Genomic DNA, 16694 nt, shown 5'->3' with positions numbered 1-16694 from the left:
CGGAGCGGGGGCGTACGACGGCGCTCCGTGACGGCAGGGGCCGGGGGCACATGCCACCGGCTCGCATCGGGAGTGCCGCGCCTGAGCTGCGGTTTTCCGCCCCATGAGGCCGGAAGGACCGATCTGCACCCCTGCCCGGCGGGGCGCACGCCGGCGCATCCGGGCCGTTCCGGTACGAACGCACCGGGTGAGATTGTCGGTCGTCTCCCCTAACCTTGCACACATGTCCACTTCGTCTACACCAACGCCTTCCGGCTCGACGGCCGCCGCGGACGCCAACACGGCGATCCGCGAGTTCGTCGCGGGCCGTCGGGTGTGGACGCCGGCCGACCTCGCGGAACTCGCCCGCCTCCGGCGGGCCTGGATGAGTGCCACGCAGGGCTCGGTGACGCGCGCCGCGTAACCCGACCCGTCCGCCCGGGACCTCTGACACCTCGAAGACCCCGGACTCCTCAGGGAGTCCGGGGTCTTCACCTGTCCGGTGCGCCGGGCGTCAGGGCGCCGCCTCGGTCTCCGCCTCCGCCTCGGCGGCGACCGCGTCGCTCTGCACCCGCCCCAGTACCGTGCGCGGCACGCCGTCCCCCAGGACCGCGCTGCCGATGGTGGCGTTCAGCCGCCGCGAGGCCGGTCCCCAGGACGACTTGCCGAGCGGGTAGAAGCGGGCGACGTCCAGCGACTCGATGAAGGGCCAGAGCGGCTTGTGCGCCGCGTCCTCCCGCATCGTGTACGCGGCCTCGGTGGTCACCGGCAGCATGGTGTGGGTGCCGGCGTACTCGACCACGTACCGCTCCTGGTAGACGAAGTCGAGGAAGGCGCGGATCTCCTCCGCGTGACCGTTCTCCTTGAACGCCATCGTCCAGTCGGCGACACCGGTGGTGGTCCGCGCGGGAGCAGTGCGGCCGGGCAGCGGGGAGGTACCGAAGCGGATGCCGTTCTCCAGCGCGAGCTGCATCAGTCCGGGATGGCCGTTGAGCATCGCCACCTCGCCCTCGAGGAACGCCGCGTACACCTCCTGGCGGTCGGTGGTGGCGGGGTTCTCGTTGGTCAGCCCCGGGCCGACCAGTTCGTCGCGGAGGAACTCGAACGTGGCGATGTTCTGCGGGGAGTCGATGTCGTACGAACCGGCGTCGCTGAGATAACCGCCGCTGTTGCCGAGCATCCAGTTGAGCGCCTCGGCCTGCGCCTCCTCCTCCCCCAGCGGGAGACCGTACGGCGTCTTCACCCCGACCGCCTTCAGGGAACGAGCCGTCCGCAGCAGTTCCTCCCAGGTGCGGGGCGGCTCCTCGACGCCTGCCTGCTCGAAGAGGTCCTTGTTGTAGAAGAGCGCTCGGGTGCTGGCCGAGAACGGGAACCCGTACTGGACGTGGCCGACCGAGCCCGCCTGGACCAGGGACGCCGTGATGGACGCCTGGGTGTGGGTGGAGAGCACCTCGCGGGCGTTGTAGAGCAGGTCGCGCCGGGCGTAGCCGGCGAACGAGGCGCTGGTCTGGGCGAGGTCGGGGGTCCGGCCCTCCGCCACCCTCTCGCGCACCTCGGCGTCGATGGCGTCGCGCTCGTAGAGGTCGACGTCCACGTCGATGTCGGGGTGCTCGAACCGGAACTCGCCGATCAGCTTGTCCCAGAAGCGCTGGGAGCTGTTGCCGGAACGGTCCCCGTGCTCGACCGCCATCAGCTTGAGGCTGACCTCGCCGCCGAGTGGGTTCTCGCCACCGCAGCCGGTGAGCGTCGCCAGCAGGCTGGTCGCCAGCCCGGCCGCGACCAGGCCGATCTTCCGTCGTCGCTGCACTGCCCGTACCGCCCTCGCTCGGTTTCGGCCGTTCACATGCCGGACGGCGAACGTGAACGCCCGACGCGGCAGGGAGTCTTCCCCACTCGCACCGTGACGTCCAGATCACAGCACGTATCGCTTCGGTATCGCCTGCCCGGAACGATCACCGGGCCCTCCCCCGTCCCCCACGTCACGGACGCGGGGAGCACACATCTCACCGGGTGCGGTGGCGGAGCAGCAGCATCGCCGCGTCGTCCCGCAACGGGCGCTCCACGTGCGCCACCAGGTCCTCGCGTATCGCGTCCAGCGCGGTCTGCGGGTTGGGATCCTTGAGCAGTCCGGTGCGTTCCGCGAGCGGGTAGAAGCGGTTGTCCGGATCTCGCGCCTCGGTGACGCCGTCGGTGTAGAAGAGCAACTGGTCACCGGGGGCGAAGGGCTGGGCGTACGGCTGCGGTTCCTCCTTCGCCAGCGAACCCAGGCCGAGCGGCGGCGCAGGGTCGGGCACCTCGACGTACTCGACGCCCCCGTCGTGCCGCACGAGCAACGGCGGCGGGTGACCGAAGTCGAGCAACGTGGCGGTGTCGTCGGAGAGTTCGGCCAGCACGGCGGTCACGAACTTCTCGTCGGACAGGTGCCGGCCCAGGGCACGCTCCAGGCGGGCGCCGACGGTCACCAGGTCCACCTCGTCGTAGGCCGCCTCCCGGAAGGCACCGAGCACCACGGCCGCGGTCTCCACCGCCTCCAGCCCCTTGCCCTGCACGTCCCCGACGATCACGCGCACCCCGCGCGGCGAGGTCACCACCTCGTACAGATCGCCTCCGATGCGGGCCTCGGCGACCGCCGAGGTGTAGGAGACGGCGATGCGCAGCGGGCCGACGCTGAGCGGCACCGGCCGCAGCAGCACCCGCTGCGCCACCTCTGCGATGCTGCGGACGCTGGCCAGTTCCGCCTCACGGCGCTTCCGTCCCGCCGTGGCGAGCAGGCCGGCGGCCGAGACCCCGGCGACGCCGAGCAGCGCCGTCGAACCGCGCCGTTCCCCGAACTGCCCGTTGTACAGGCTGAGTGTGAGGCACAGGCCCATCGCGAGCACGCTGATGGCACCCGTGCGCCGCATGCTGCCGGCGAGACCGGCGAACGCGGGGCCGAGCGCGATCAGCGGCAGGAAGCCGACTCCCGGCCCGGCCGTGAGGTCGACGACGGCCACGGCGGCCATCGCGGCATACGGCAACCACGACAACAACCGACCGAGGTGGATGCGGGAGGGCTCGGCCAAGGGTGACTCCGGCGGATCGACGAACGCCGCCTTGTGGGCGGCCGACCGCCCAAGCTTCGCAGTGTTGCGCCACCCTGCACAAAGCTTTCCGGGATTGACCGGTCGGGACCCCTGTCAGTGACCGCCTGCACGGCCGTGGGAAGGGCTCCTCGGGGTCACCTCCCGGTCGGCGCGGGCCGCGGCCACGTCCCGCAGCCAGGACGGCTCGTCGGCGATCTCCAGCAGCAGGAGCAGCCGCGTGAGCGGGTCGTCCCACTCGCAGTGCGGTGCGTCGGTCTCGGTGCAGAGAGGGGGTGGCGTCATCACGAACTCCACTGCCGTCATCGGTACCTGGAAACGAGCTGACACAGGTTCGGACAGGTCGCCTCCATCATCCGCCTCCGGAGACGGAGCTGCAAGCACATCTGCAAGAACGGCCGTAAGGACAGATGCAAGAACACCCGCAAGGACATCTGTAAGAACAGGTGCAAGAACACTCGCCTGATGGCATGGTGATGCCCATGCACATCGACCACGCGATGCAGGACCCCCGACTCCGTGACGTCACCTGGCGCAAGAGCCGCCGCAGCAACCCCAGCGGCAACTGCGTCGAGCTCGCCGAACTCGCCGACGGCGGAGTGGCCGTACGCAACTCCCGCTTCCCCGCGGGCCCGGCACTCCTCTACACGCCGGCCGAGATCACCGCCTTCATCCAGGGCGCCAAGGACGGCGACTTCGACGACCTGCTCGACGCCGGCGCCTGACCGCGCCGGCCACCAGACCGACCACCACCCCCACACCCCGACCTACCCCCACCCCACTGGGACGACCGGCCGTCCGAGACCGGCCTTCCGCCCGACCAGCGGAGCAGTCGCCGAACGACACCCTTCGCGCCCGCGCCCACCACACCGGGCGCGGGCGCGTGCCGTCGGTACGTGCGCCTGGCCAGTGTTCGGCTGTACGCCGGGCCTTGACAGTGGGACACTGAGCATCCTGACGACTACCCAGGGGAGCAGGGGCAGGGAGATGGCAGCACAGCCGGAACCGGAGAGCCGTTCGTCGATCAGGCGCATCCTCGACCACCCGCGGGGCGGGCCGACGATCCTGCGCATCGTGCTCGGCACGCAGCTGCGCCGGCTGCGCGAGGCCGCCGGCATCAGCCGGGAAGCGGCCGGGGACGCGATCCGCGGCTCGCACGCGAAGATCAGCCGGCTCGAACTCGGCCGCACCGGCTACAAGGACCGGGACGTCGCCGACCTGCTGGCGCTGTACGGCGTGCACGACGCCGAGGAGGTCGAGAACTTCCTCGCCCTCGCCCGCCAGGCCAGCGTCCCCGGCTGGTGGAACAAGTACAGCGACGTGCTGCCCTCCTGGTTCGAGCAGCTGATCGGCCTGGAGGAGGCCGCGTCCGTCATCCGCACCTACGAGGTGCAGTTCGTGCCGGGCCTGCTGCAGACACCCGAGTACGCCCGCGCCGTCACCCGGCTCGGCCACCCCCGCGCGAGCGAGGCCGACATCGAGCGGCGCGTGCGGCTGCGCATGGAGCGTCAGAACGCCCTGGACAGCGAGTTCGGCCCGAAGCTGTGGGCGGTCGTCGACGAGGCGGCGCTGCGGCGCCCGCTGGGCAGCGAGCCCGAGGTGATGCGGGACCAGATCGAGTACCTGTTGAAGATGGGGTCCCGGCGCAACATCACGCTGCAGATAGCGCCGTTCAGCATCGGCGGGCTCTCCGCGGCGGGCGGGCCGGTGACCATACTCCGCTTCCTCGAGCCCGACCTGCCCGACGTGGTCTACCTGGAACAGCTCACCACGGCCCTCTACCTGGACAAGCAGGACGAGGTGGAGAACTACATGGTGGTCATGGACCGGCTCTGCGCGACGGCCGAGACACCGACCAGGAGCACCGCGTTCCTCAGAGAGCTGCGCGAGGAGTTCTGACGGAAGACGCAGGTGCCCGGCCCCCACGTGGGGGCCGGGCACCTGCGTCTGCGGCGCGTGCCCTCAGAACCCGCTCACGGGACCCGTGCGACGCCGCCGAACTCGTACCAGTCGCCGGTGTCCGGCTCCTTGAGGGCCAGCTCCGACTCCTGCCGCCAGTGGTTGATCCGGCCCAGCCCGGGCTCGAGGACCTCCAGGCCGTCGAAGTACCGCTCGACCTCGTGCGGCTCGCGCACCCGCCCCCAGTGGCCCTGGGTGGACTCGTCCATGAAGTTCGTGACGAAGTCGCGGGTCTCCTTGTTCTCGCTGACCAGCTGGTTGATCACCACGAAGCTCCCCGACGGCAGCCGTTCGGTGATCTGCTTCACCAGTTCCTCCGGCCCCGGGTCGGGGATGCAGTGCATCACCGAGACGAAGAGCGCGGCGACCGGCTGGGAGAGGTCGATCAGCCGCTGGACCTCCTCGTTCGCGAAGATCTGGTCGGTGCGGCGCATGTCCGCCTGGATGACGACCGTGCGGTCGTCCTCCTGGAGCAGCGCCCGCCCGTGCGCGAGCACGATCGGGTCGTCGTCCACGTAGACCACGCGGGACTTCGGGTCGATGCCCTGCGCGACCTGGTGCACGTTGTCCTGCGTGGGCAGACCTGAACCGTGGTCCAGGAACTGGCGGACGCCGTAGTCCTCGGCGAGCACGCGCACCACGCGCTGCAGGAAGCGGCGGTTGTTGATCGCGAGCGGTTTGGTGCTGGGCACCACCTTGTCCAGCTCGGCCACGGCGGCACGGTCCACCGCGTAGTTGTCCTTGCCGCCAAGGTAGTAGTCGTACATCCGCGCCACACTCGGCACGTTGACGTCCACCTCGGACAAGACCGTGCGGTTCTCCTGCCGCATGTCAGACCTCACACCCTTCAGCCAGGCTTGCGCGCGCACGGGATGACCGCACGCTGTCCGTAGTCGGACGGTCGCGCTCCTCAGCTTTGCACGCGGCCCGGCGTTGACGCCACGTCAAGTGCACAACGCACGGGCCCTCTTGACCGGCGCACACGTCTGTGCAACGCGCCCCTCCGCACCCCGTACGGGCCCCCTCCGGCCGCGTCAGGGGCGCCCCGCGGCGTGCGTGGAGCCAGGCCGGCCCCGTCTGACACCCGGGCTCCGTCGCCCCGGACAGCCGGCAGGCGCGCACAGGACCGCGCGCGCCGTACCACGCCTCGGGGCGACGGCTGGGCGAGGATGACCGCATGCTCCTGGCCGACATCGCCCGTACCTCGCTCGCCGTCGCGGCCACCTCCGCCCGGACGGAGAAGGTCGCGCTGCTCGCCGAGCTGTTCCGCACCGCCGACCCCGCCGAGGCCCCGGTCACCATCACCTACCTCGCCGGACGCCTCCCCCAGCGCCGCACGGGCATCGGCTGGCGCACCCTCGTCGACCGCCCCGCCCCCGCCGGGACCCCGACCCTCACCCTGGGCGAGGTCAACCGCACGCTGGACCGCATCGCCCTGGTCTCCGGCAAGGGCGCCCAGCACGAACGCCGCCGGCTCCTCGGCGAACTGCTGGGCCGCGCCACCGCCACCGAGCAGGACTTCCTGGTCCGCCTCATCGGCGGAGAACTGCGGCAGGGTGCGCTGGACGCCTTCGCCGTCGAGGCACTCGCCGTCGCCGTCGGCGCCGACGCCGCCGAGGTGCGCCGCGCGGTGATGCTCGGCGGGTCGCTCGGCTCCGTGGCCCGGGCCCTGCTGGAAGGCGGCCCGGCCGCGCTGGCCGGCTTCCGGCTGGAGGTCGGCCGCCCCGTCCAGCCCATGCTGGCGCAGAGCGCCAAGGACGTGGACGAGGCGCTCGACCGGCTCGGCCCCAGCGCCGTCGAGGAGAAACTCGACGGCATCCGGGTCCAGGTCCACATCGACCACGAGGGCGAGGACCCCCGGGAACCCGCCCACCCGGTGCGCGTGCGCCCCGAGGGCCGGCAGGGTCCCGTCGTGCGGGTCTGGACGCGGACGCTCGACGAGATCACCGACCGGCTGCCCGAGGTCGTCGCCGCCGCCGCGGACTTGCCGGTCACCCGCGCCGTGCTGGACGGCGAGGTCGTCGCGCGCGACGCCGACGGCCGCCCCCGGCCCTTCCAGGAGACCTCCGGGCGCGTCGGGTCACGGCTCGACGTCGCCGGGGCGCAGGCTTCCCTCCCCGTCTCGGTCGCCTTCTTCGACCTGCTCTCCCTGGACGACCGCTCGCTGCTGGACCTGCCCGTCCGCGAACGGCACGCGGAGCTGGCGCGCGTCGTCCCCGAGGCACTGCGGGTGCGCCGGACGGCGGTCGAGGACGCCGCCGCGGAGTCCGGGCAGGCGCACGCCCGGGCGTTCGCGGAGGAGGCGCTGGCACGCGGACAGGAGGGCGTCGTCCTCAAGGCGCTGGACTCGGCGTACAGCGCGGGCCGGCGCGGCGCCTCCTGGCTGAAGGTGAAACCCGTGCACACCCTGGACCTGGTCGTCCTCGGCGCCGAGTGGGGTCACGGGCGGCGCACCGGCAGGCTCTCCAACCTCCACCTCGGCGCCCGGCGCGCCGACGGCACCTTCACCATGCTGGGCAAGACCTTCAAGGGCCTCACCGACGCGCTGCTGGCGTGGCAGACCACGCGCCTGCGGGAGCTGACCGTCAGCGAGGAGCCGTGGGGCGTCCTGGTACGGCCCGAACTGGTGGTGGAGATCGCCTACGACGGGGTGCAGCGCTCCTCGCGCTACCCGGCGGGCGTCACGCTGCGGTTCGCACGCGTCGTGCGCTACCGCGAGGACAAGCGCCCGGACGACGCGGACACCATCGACACCGTCCTCGCCGCGCTGCGTCCCTGAACCGCGTCGTCCGCAACGACGTGCGGGCCGAGCGCGGAAGGGGGCGCCGGCGAGGGCTCAGTCGCGCGGGGCGTCGGCGGACGAGGCGGGACACGGCGTGCCGCGTGGCAGGCGGTACGGCGCGGCGACCCGGTACGTGCCGGCCCGCGGCGCCTCCAGCACCGTCCAGTGGTCGGTGCGCCGCTCGTCGTACTCGCCGGAGGCGAGGACGCCGAGGGCGTCGCCGTCCTCCGGGGGCGACGCGTCCCCGGCGGCCTTCCGGTCGGGCACGGACCCCGGCCCCGGCGCGTACGCGCCGGGCGCCGCCGCCTCCGGGGGCGGCTGCACGGGCCGCGGATCCGCCGGACGCAGACAGCCGTTGACGTTGCGGCCGAAGCCGCCCGGCGGCGCGATGCGGTCGCCGTCCCGGTTGACCAGCCCGAGCCAGGGCGACCAGGGGATGCGGACGAGCACGGGCCCCGGCTCGCGCACCGTCAGCGTGACCTCGCCCGCGCCCGCCTCCGCGGACGTCGCCGGCGGCGAGGCGAGCGGCAGCGGGTCGGTGACGCGGTAGAGCTGCCAGTTCTCGTCCTGCCAGACCGGCTCGAGGAAGGCCGGGTCGGAGCGGACCAGCCGCGCCTCCTCGCGCGCCGCCACGTCCGGGGTGTCGGAGAGCGGCAGCACCACGTAGCGGACGGCCCAGCGCCGCAGCCAGTCGTGGTAGCCGTCCGCCGAGAACGCGCCCTCCTCGTAGAAGAGCGGGTTCCGTTCCGCGTCGGCCTGCCGGTTCCAGCCGCGCGCCAGGTTCACGTAGGGGGCGAGCGCGGAGGCCTCCCGGTGGCTGCGCACCGGCACCACCTCCACGCGGCCCCGGTCCGCGTCGACCTGCTGGAGCTGGTGCAGCAGCGGCGCGAGGCTGTGCGCCCAGGCGGCCTCCGGCCGGGTGTGCACGACGTCCCAGACGGGCTTGCCGATCTGGAACCCGGCGGTCACCACGAACGCGCAGACCAGCGCGGTGAACCGGCGCCCGCGCACCGCGGGCCGGCCGGTGCGGAACCGGGGCAGCAGCGCCAGCAGCACCACGCCCCCGAAGATCTGCGCGAGCCGTTCCACGTTGGAGCCGACCTGGGACGGAATCGCCCAGGTGAGCAGGATGCCGACGAAGTAGATCTCCGCGCCGCGCCGCACCGTGCGCCACTCCCGCGGCGCCAGCAGCCGTACGGCCGCCGTCGTGACCAGCGGGAAGGCCACCGACACCCACGGCATGGGCTGCACGCCCGTGAACGGGAACAGCAGGGCGCTGACGCCCACCACCAGCGGCAGCGGCAGGCCGAGGGCGAGCGCGGGACGCCACCGTCCGCGCAGGAGCAGCGCGCCGGCGACCACTTCGAGGAAGAGGCCCGCGACCGGGCTGCCTCCCGTCGCCAGCGCCGACAGCACCAGCGCCAGCCCGCCGCGCAGCGCACGCCGGTCCCGCCAGCGCGCCGGCCAGGCCCACACCACGGCCACCGCGCCGAGCGCGAAAAGCGTGCCCAGCGCGTACGTCACGCGGCCCGACGCCGCGTTGCAGGCGAACGCGAAGGCCCCCCACAGCGCCGGGACCAGAGGATGGCGCACCGCGCGTGACCGCATCAGCAGCCACGCCAGCAGGCCGCCGGACAGCACACCGGAGGCGATCAGCGTGGGACGCACACCGACCACGGCCATCAGGTACGGCGAGATCACGCTGTACGAGACGGGGTGCATCCCGCCGTACCAGGCCAGGTTGTACGCGGACAGCGGGTGCTGTCCGACGAACTCGGCCCACGCGTCCTGCGCGGCCAGGTCGCCACCGCCGTTCGCGATCAGCCACAGCCAGAGCAGGTGCAGCACCGAGCCGAAGAGCAGGGCCGCGCCCACGGGGTGCCGCAGCCACCGCGCCACCCGCCCGGCGACGGTCGCGGGCGGCGCCGCGACGGCCGCGCGTGCGGCGGACGTCGTGTCCGCGCGCGGCCGGCGCGGGAGCGGCAGCAGCGCCGTACGGCCGCCGGGTATCCGCCCGGCGGCCTCGCCGTCACGCGCGGCCCGGCCGTCCTCGGCCTCGGCCTCCCGCGTGCGTGGTGGGGGCCCCAGGGTGGTCATCTGTCGTCTCCCCCACGTGGCTTCTGCGTCCGGGGCAGGCTACCGGCGCCGCGTGCGCCGGCCCTGCCCCGGACGGATCGTCACCGCCGGCGCGTCACAGGATGCGCGTCAGCTTGTCCCCGAAGGCGGGTTCGGGCAGGTCCTGCTCGAGCGCCACCGGCACCTCGACCTGTCCGGGGCCGCCGCCCACGGTCAGCGTGCCGACCCGCTTCCCGGTGGGGGCGGTGTGCGGCATGTCCTTCAGGGGCTCCAGCGCGAGGTCGACCTCCACACCGCCCCAGCCGACCGCCGCGACGTCGTCCGTGGCCACGACCGGCGTACGGCCGCCGAGGCCGTCGTCCACGTAGCCGACGACGTCGCCCTTCTGCACGACCTTCTCCGAGGTCAGCGTCCCCTCCGCCGCGGTCAGCAGCTTGTCGCTGACGGCGTTGGCGGTGTCGATGATGGGCGGCTTGTGCTGCCCGAGCACGGCGCCGACGACCAGTTGCCGCGTGTCGCCGATCTCCTCGTAACCGGCGAAGAGCAGGTTGCCGCCCGCGACCGTGGTGGTGCCCGTCTTGATGCCGATCGCGCCGGCGCTCGACACCACCGTGTTCCAGTTGCGCATCCGCTCGCCGGAGAACGGGTCCTTCCAGAACGGCTGCCTGGTGATCTCCACCAGTGCCGGGATCTCCATGGCCTTCTTGCCCAGCTGCACCTGATCCTTCGCGGTGCTGACGGTGGTCTCCTCCAGGCCGCTGGGATCGGTGTAGGTGGTGTTCTCCATGCCCAGTTCCTCGGCGGTCTCGTTCATCTTCTCGACGAACGCCGCTTCGGAACCGCTGTGCCAACGGGCCAGCAGACGGGCGATGTTGTTCGCGGAGGGGATCATCAACGCGGACAGCGCGTCCCGCTGGGTGATCTTGTCGCCCTTCTCGACGCTGGGCAGCACGGACTCGTCGCCGTTGCCCGCGCCGCGCTTGCCGTCGTCCTCGGCCTTCTGGTCGATGGTGATCTTCGGCCCGTCCGCGCCCTCCTTCAGCGGGGACTTCTGCAGCACGAGGTAGGCCGTCATGGTCTTCGCCACGCTGCCGATCGGCACCGCCTTCTGCTCGCCGTACGAGCCGAGCACACCGAGCCCGGAGACCTCCACGTGCGCCTGGCCCTCGGTCGGCCACGGCAGCGACGGCTCGCCGCCGTCGAAGGTGTACGTGGCCTGCTCGGTCAGCGTCAGCGTCGGTTCCGGCAGAGGGCGCACGGCCTGCACGATCACGAACACGATCGCCAGCAGGAGCACCAGCGGCGTCCAGATCTTGACCCGGCGCACGGCGGTGCGCAGCGGAGTCTCCGGCGGCGGGGGCGTGTTGGTGAGCTGCGCGAGCAGTTCCAGCGGCGGCGGCTCGGGCACCGGCTGCTGCTTGGTGCGTTCCTGTTCGCCGCCGACGCCGGTGATGACGGAGGCGGGCGTGCCGGTGCTGCTGGTCTGCGCGTCCGGCAGCGGGCGCCGCGTTCCGGCTCCGTCGGGCGTGCGCGGCGCGTCGGTGGAGCGCAGCGGGACGAACCGGCTCCCGCCCTCGCCGGGGCCGCCGTTGTCGCCGTCGGAGGCGTCCTCGTCCCTGCCCTTGTCTTCGTCCCCGCCCTTGTCCGCCGGCTTGTCCGCCGGCTTCTCCGCCGGCTTCTCCGCCGGTGTCACCGCCGGTGTCACCGCCGCCGTCTTCCCTCCGGACGGGGTGTCCTCGTCCCCGTCCTCCCGGGGAAGACGGAGGGCCGTCGTCGCGTGGTCCCGCTGCGCGGCCGGTCCGCCCGGCTTCTCCTCGTCGGTCTTCGCCGCCGAAGCAGCGACGGCGCCGAAGGCGGTGGTCCTCCGGTCCTTCCCCGGCAGCTCCTCGCCTTCCGCGTCGGGCGCGTCGAGGTCCGGGTCGGGATCCGTTGCCGAGTCCGTCGCCGTGTCCGTCGCCGTGTCCGTCGCCGTGTCCGCCGGGGTGGCCGCCGGGGTGTCGTCGCGCGGCGACTCCTCGTCGTCCGCCGGGGCGTCGCCCGCGTCTCCGTCGTCGTCACGCTCCTCCGGTGCGCTCGCCGGCTCGTCGGGAGCCGCGGGCGCCTCCCCGGTCGCGTCACGCGCCTCGTCCGGCGTCTCGTCCGGCGTCTCGTCAGGCGCGACGGCGGCAGAGGTGTCGAGAGGGGAGTCGGCAGCGGAGTCGGGCACGACGCCCTCTGCGGAGGTCTCTTCGGCTACGGAGTCCTTCTCGCCGGAGTGCTCCCCGCCGCCGGACGACTCACCTGGCTTGCGGGACGAACCGAAGAACGCCGCAGTCATCCGCTCCGCCCTGGCAGCCGCGGATGTCTCGTCGGTCGGTTCGAGCACGTCCGGGCGCACGCCGAACATCGTGGTGGCGGTGTCCGGTGCGGGCTTCGCCGCGGAGTCCGTCCCGGGCTCGGTCGCGGCACCGCGCGGCCGTACCGGCAGGTCGCTGCTCGCGCCGTCAACGGGCTCGTCCTCGCGGCGGCCCCCTGACGGGGAGTCGTCCGCCGGTGCTTCCGCGCCGGAGCCCGTATCCGCGGGAGCGTCGCTGCTGGGCGTACCCGGCCCGGCGTCCGGGTCGTCCTGGTCGTCCCGACCGCTCTGGTCGTCGTCGGCCGAGGAGACCCACGCGGCGACCGCCGCGCGCAGCCGCGCGTCACCGGAGTCGTCCGCGGGCGCGTCGTTCACCGGCTCGGCGGCGTCCGCCTCCTGCCGCGAGTCCCCGGACCCCGGCCCGTCGCGCTCCGCGCCGTCCGATGCGGCCGCGCTCTCCGGTGCCGCCCCGCTCTCCGGTTCCGCCGCGCCGTCCGCCCCCTCGGGGGCGTCCGCTGCAGCCTCCGGCTCCCCCGCCGTGGCGGTGTCCGCGGCAGCCGCGTACGCCTCACGGGGGTCTTGTCGTCGCGCCGCGGGAACCGAACCGGTGTCCTCCGTCGTCTCCCCCGACGACCTCTCCCGCTCCGACTTGTCGGGGGACTCGCCCGCCACCGATGCCTCCTGTCGCCTTCACTCTCGCCGCCGGTCTACCAGTTAAACAGTGATCCGGTTCCGGAATCGCTCTCCGGAGATCCGGCACTCCGCCCCGGACCGGCCCCACCGTCGCGGACCGTTCCCCGCCGGTGACGCCCCGTCGAGGACCCACTCGCCTTCCACCCGGGATGACGAGAACGACATACCTACTGGTTCCCTCACATTCCGGTCAGGCACTCTCGACAGATGATTGTGAGAGGGGTCACCCTGTCATTCATCCACGCGGGGAGGCATGGATGGGCAGGAGCCGCAGAACTATTCCGGAGGAGCTTCTGCTGCTGGCACTGGACCCGACCACGGGTACCACTGCACAGCCGCAGTCGCTCGACCTCGGCCTGGCCGGAGCACAGCTCGTCGAGCTGGCACTGGCGGGCCGGATAGCCCCAGACGGGGACCGTATCGCCGTGGTCCTACCACGGCCGACAGGAGATCCGACGCTGGACTCCGCACTGGAGCTGCTGCGCAGGCGCGGCAGCCCGGTCCGGGCCGTGCACTGGATCGGCGGGCCCAGGCTCGGGCTGCGCCAGACGTACCTCACGCACCTGGAGCGCTGCGGCATGGTCCATGCCGTCAACGGCCAGATGTGCGGGGTGCTCCCGACGACGCGCTATCAGGCGACCGACACGGCCATCAGCCGTGAGATACGGACCCGTCTCGATGCCGCGATACGGACCGGCGTACCGCCGGACCCGCGTACCGCCGCGCTGGCCGCGCTGGCGCACGCCGTCGGGCTGGGCAAGCACCTCTACCCCGGCAACGAGGGGCGGTCCTGCCGCTCCCGGCTGAGGGACCTGATCCGGCACGACCCGATGGGCGGCCTCGTCGCGCACGCCGTGATGGACGTGCAGAACGGCGCAGCCGCAGCCCCGCGCCGCCAGGGCGGCGGCGGAGGCGGCTCGGGCGGGCGCGGCACCGGCGCGCGTACGGCGGCGCAGCCGCCCGCTCAGCGCGCTCCGCGGCCCGCTGCGGGGCGCACGGTGCCGGACCAGGCGCGACGGACGCCGGCGGTGTCCCGCATGTCCCGCGTCGGCGCCCGCTGAGCGACACCGACACCGACGCCGCACGACCCACGACCGGCGGGTGACGGGCGGCCGCCCAGGCGGCGGCCGCCCGTCACCCGGTGCCGTACACCGGCGCACCCTGTGTCGCCGTTTCCCAGCGCGGACGCGGACAGTGGTGGCACTCTTCTGGTGAGTAGTCGTACTTACCCGCGGAGGTGCAGTCGCTGTGGCGTCCCAGGTCAATCCCACCGTACGGCGCCGCCGGTTGGGCCAGGAGCTGCGCAGGCTGCGCGAACTCCGGGGCATGACGGCGGAGGAGGTCGCGGACCGGCTGCTGGTCTCCCAGTCGAAGATCAGCCGGCTGGAGAACGGCCGCCGCAGTATCAGCCAGCGCGACGTGCGCGACCTGTGCGGCGTGTACGAGGTCGAGGACCGCCGGATCGTCGACTCCCTCATGCAGATGGCCAAGGAGTCCCGCCAGCAGGGTTGGTGGCACGCCTTCGGCGACATCCCGTACAGCGTGTACATCGGCCTGGAGACCGACGCGGCGTCCCTGCGGGTGTACGAGTCGCTCATCGTGCCCGGGCTCATGCAGACCCGGGACTACGCCCAGGCGGTGATCTCCGGCATGTGGCCGGAGGCGACCGCCGCAGAGGTGGACAAGCGGGTGCAGGTCCGGCTGAAGAGACAGGACCGCCTCAGCGATCCGAACGAGGCCCTGCGCTTCTGGGCGGTGATCGACGAGGCGCTGCTGCGGCGCGTGGTCGGCAGCCGCGCCGTGATGGCCGACCAGCTCGACCACCTGGTCCGCCTGAGCCGGGAGGCGCACATCACGCTGCAGGTGCTGCCGAACGAGGTCGGCGCCCATCCGGGGATGTACGGCAAGTTCTCCATCCTGGAGTTCCAGGACACCCTGGACGCGAGCGTGGTCTACCTCGAGGGGGTGACGAGCGATCTCTACCTCGAGAAGCCGAACGACGTGCAGCACTACAGCGTGATGTACGAACACCTCCGGGCGAAGGCCCTGAACGCCGAACAGTCCCGGGAGTTCATCGAACGTCTGCGGGACGAGTACGCCTCCTGAGCGAACGGGAGGGCGCCCGCAGGAGCGCAGCGTAGAGACCGGAAGCCGCCGACGGAGCACTCCGGGACTCGAGTCACTCGAACGAGTGAACGCTTCCGGTCGGGGGCGGTGGCGCGGCGTAGCGTCGGCCCCGGTAGTGCCCCGGACGGGGCTTCCCGGGGCTCTCCCCGCGTCCCCAATGATCGGAGTGACATGACTCGTCGACGCGCAGACCTGACGACATGGACCAAGTCGTCGTATTCGGCGGTCAACGGCGACTGCGTCGAGGTGCGGGCCGGCGGCCCGGAACCCGTGCAGGTGCGGGACTCGAAGGCCCTCCGAGGGCCGGTGGTCGCCTTCTCCGCCGAGACGTGGGCCGCCTTCCTGGACGGCTTCGGGTGTGCCCCGCGGCGCCACTGACCCGGTGAGCCCACTGACCCGGTGAGCCTGCGGGCCCGGTGAACGGCCGGGCCTCGGGGCGCCGCTCAGGCGCGGGGGTAGCGGGCGAGCCAGGCCGGGGACGAAGCGCCCGGCGAGTGGAGCGCCGGGCCCTGCGTCATCTCCATGGCGAAGTCGTCGGCGAGTTCGAGGATCGTCGCCCGCCCCTCGAGTTCGGCGACCCAGGCCGGGGGGAGGGCCGTCTCGCCGTGGAGGGCGCCCAGCAGGTTGCCGCAGACGGCGCCGGTGGAATCGCTGTCTCCGCCGTGGTTGACCGCGAGCAGCAGTCCGTGCCGGACGTCCTCGGCGACCAGGGCGCAGTACACGGCCATCGCCAGCGCTTCCTCCGCGACCCAGCCCTCGCCCAGGGACTCGACGCGTTCGGGGCCCGGCAGGCCCTGGCGGACGGCTCCCAGGGCGCGTTTGAGGGCGTCGGTGGTCTCCTCGTGACCGGGTCTGGTCGCGAGTTGCGCCAGGGCGCGCTGCACGGCGTGGTCCAGCGACTCGCCGCGGGCGAGGGCGTGCACGATGGCGGCCGTCGCGCCGGCCGCGAGGTAGCCGGTGGGGTGACCGTGCGTCTGGGCCGCGCACTCGACGGCGAGCTGGAAGACGAGCTGCGGCTCCCATCCGACGAGCAGTCCGAACGGCGCAGACCGCATCACCGTCCCGCAGCCCTTGGACTGGGGGTTCTTCGGCGCGTCGACGGTGCCCATGCGGTCGTCGGCAAGGCCGCTCAGGCAGGCGTTCCCCGGAGCGCGCTGCGCGTACAGCCACTCCTCGCGGGCGAGCCAGCCGTCGTCCTTCTTCCGCTCGTCCGGCCCCCAGTCGCGCTGCGTGGCCGCCCAGCGGCGGTACGCGGCGTGCACGTCGGTCGGCGGGTGCCAGGCGCCGGTGTCGCGGCGGACGTGGGCGCGGATCAGGCCGTCGACGGTGAAAAGGGTCATCTGCGTGTCGTCGGTGACCGCGCCGCGGCGGCCGTACGCGGGCACGTAGTCGGTGACGCCGGCGGAGCCGTGCTGCTCGCGGATGGCGGCGAGGGAGTCGAACTCGATGCCCGCGCCGAGGGCGTCGCCGATCGCGCCGCCGAGGAGGCAGCCGCGGACGCGGCTGCGGAAGTCCTGCTGCTCGGCGCGGCCCCATATGGCCGTGGTGCCGGTCGTCACGCGCGCGCCCTCCTCCGGTTCGCCCCACGTCCCCGGTCAGCACTGTAGCCGTGCGCGGCGGCCGGGTCCCACGTCCGGCGGCCGCGGCGTGCGCCGGGGGCGCA

14 protein-coding genes are annotated in these 16694 nt (G+C 73.0%); 7 read left to right on the top strand and 7 right to left on the bottom strand.

What is annotated here, in order from left to right; all coding sequences use genetic code 11:
* Nucleotides 1-223 precede the first annotated feature (223 nt).
* A complete protein-coding gene (locus RM572_RS11365; RefSeq protein ID WP_027765814.1) occupies nt 224-403 on the top strand; it encodes a hypothetical protein in 180 nt (59 codons plus the stop codon).
* Between the two features lie 90 nt (nt 404-493).
* On the opposite strand, the gene RM572_RS11360 is transcribed toward RM572_RS11365, so the two are convergent.
* The 3 genes from RM572_RS11360 to RM572_RS11350 all read right to left on the bottom strand — a co-directional run bounded on the left by RM572_RS11360 (nt 494) and on the right by RM572_RS11350 (nt 3344).
* A complete protein-coding gene (locus RM572_RS11360; protein WP_311673157.1) occupies nt 494-1786 on the bottom strand; it encodes an extracellular solute-binding protein in 1293 nt (430 codons plus the stop codon).
* A gap of 196 nt (nt 1787-1982) precedes the next feature.
* Nucleotides 1983-2981, bottom strand: coding sequence for a PP2C family protein-serine/threonine phosphatase (locus RM572_RS11355; protein ID WP_311673285.1), 999 nt, complete (start codon nt 2979-2981; stop codon nt 1983-1985).
* Nucleotides 2982-3155: 174 nt separating this feature from the next.
* Nucleotides 3156-3344, bottom strand: coding sequence for a hypothetical protein (locus tag RM572_RS11350; RefSeq protein WP_311673156.1), 189 nt, complete (start codon nt 3342-3344; stop codon nt 3156-3158).
* 197 nt (nt 3345-3541) lie between these two features.
* On the opposite strand from RM572_RS11350, the gene RM572_RS11345 reads away from it, so the two are divergent.
* The gene (locus tag RM572_RS11345; protein WP_311673155.1) at nt 3542-3784 is read left to right on the top strand and encodes a DUF397 domain-containing protein; all 243 of its coding nucleotides are present in this window, start codon (nt 3542-3544) and stop codon (nt 3782-3784) included.
* A gap of 262 nt (nt 3785-4046) precedes the next feature.
* Nucleotides 4047-4958, top strand: a complete 912-nt coding sequence (locus RM572_RS11340; RefSeq protein ID WP_311673154.1) for a helix-turn-helix domain-containing protein — start codon at nt 4047-4049, stop codon at nt 4956-4958.
* A gap of 74 nt (nt 4959-5032) precedes the next feature.
* Here RM572_RS11340 and RM572_RS11335 read toward each other — a convergent pair whose 3' ends face one another.
* Entirely contained in the window at nt 5033-5848 is an 816-nt protein-coding gene (locus RM572_RS11335) for an SAM-dependent methyltransferase (RefSeq protein ID WP_311673153.1), read from the bottom strand.
* 347 nt (nt 5849-6195) lie between these two features.
* On the opposite strand from RM572_RS11335, the gene RM572_RS11330 reads away from it, so the two are divergent.
* Entirely contained in the window at nt 6196-7797 is a 1602-nt protein-coding gene (locus RM572_RS11330; protein ID WP_311673151.1) for an ATP-dependent DNA ligase, read from the top strand.
* Nucleotides 7798-7854: 57 nt separating this feature from the next.
* On the opposite strand, the gene RM572_RS11325 is transcribed toward RM572_RS11330, so the two are convergent.
* On the bottom strand, nt 7855-9897 hold the full coding sequence (locus tag RM572_RS11325) for an MFS transporter (RefSeq protein WP_311673150.1): 2043 nt from the start codon (nt 9895-9897) through the stop codon (nt 7855-7857).
* Nucleotides 9898-9991: 94 nt separating this feature from the next.
* Nucleotides 9992-12883 carry a serine hydrolase gene (locus RM572_RS11320; protein WP_311673149.1) on the bottom strand — a complete coding sequence of 964 codons (2892 nt, stop codon included), beginning with the start codon at nt 12881-12883 and terminating at the stop codon, nt 9992-9994.
* Nucleotides 12884-13161: 278 nt separating this feature from the next.
* Here RM572_RS11320 and RM572_RS11315 point away from each other — a divergent pair, with 278 nt between their 5' ends.
* The 3 genes from RM572_RS11315 (at nt 13162) to RM572_RS11305 (ending at nt 15409) form a co-directional block, all read left to right on the top strand.
* Entirely contained in the window at nt 13162-13965 is an 804-nt protein-coding gene (locus RM572_RS11315; protein ID WP_311673148.1) for a GOLPH3/VPS74 family protein, read from the top strand.
* 187 nt (nt 13966-14152) lie between these two features.
* The gene (locus RM572_RS11310; RefSeq protein WP_136183666.1) at nt 14153-15010 is read left to right on the top strand and encodes a helix-turn-helix domain-containing protein; all 858 of its coding nucleotides are present in this window, start codon (nt 14153-14155) and stop codon (nt 15008-15010) included.
* 192 nt (nt 15011-15202) lie between these two features.
* Nucleotides 15203-15409 (top strand): DUF397 domain-containing protein, encoded by a 207-nt coding sequence (locus RM572_RS11305; protein WP_311673147.1) that lies wholly within the window; start codon nt 15203-15205, stop codon nt 15407-15409.
* Nucleotides 15410-15474: 65 nt separating this feature from the next.
* Here RM572_RS11305 and RM572_RS11300 read toward each other — a convergent pair whose 3' ends face one another.
* The gene (locus RM572_RS11300; protein ID WP_027765803.1) at nt 15475-16590 is read right to left on the bottom strand and encodes an ADP-ribosylglycohydrolase family protein; all 1116 of its coding nucleotides are present in this window, start codon (nt 16588-16590) and stop codon (nt 15475-15477) included.
* Nucleotides 16591-16694 lie beyond the last annotated feature (104 nt).

The sequence above is a fragment of the Streptomyces hazeniae genome, assembly GCF_031845485.1.
Taxonomy (GTDB): domain Bacteria; phylum Actinomycetota; class Actinomycetes; order Streptomycetales; family Streptomycetaceae; genus Streptomyces; species Streptomyces hazeniae.
The sequence above is the reverse complement of the archived record's forward strand: the minus strand, read 5'-3'. Positions and strand labels throughout refer to the sequence as shown.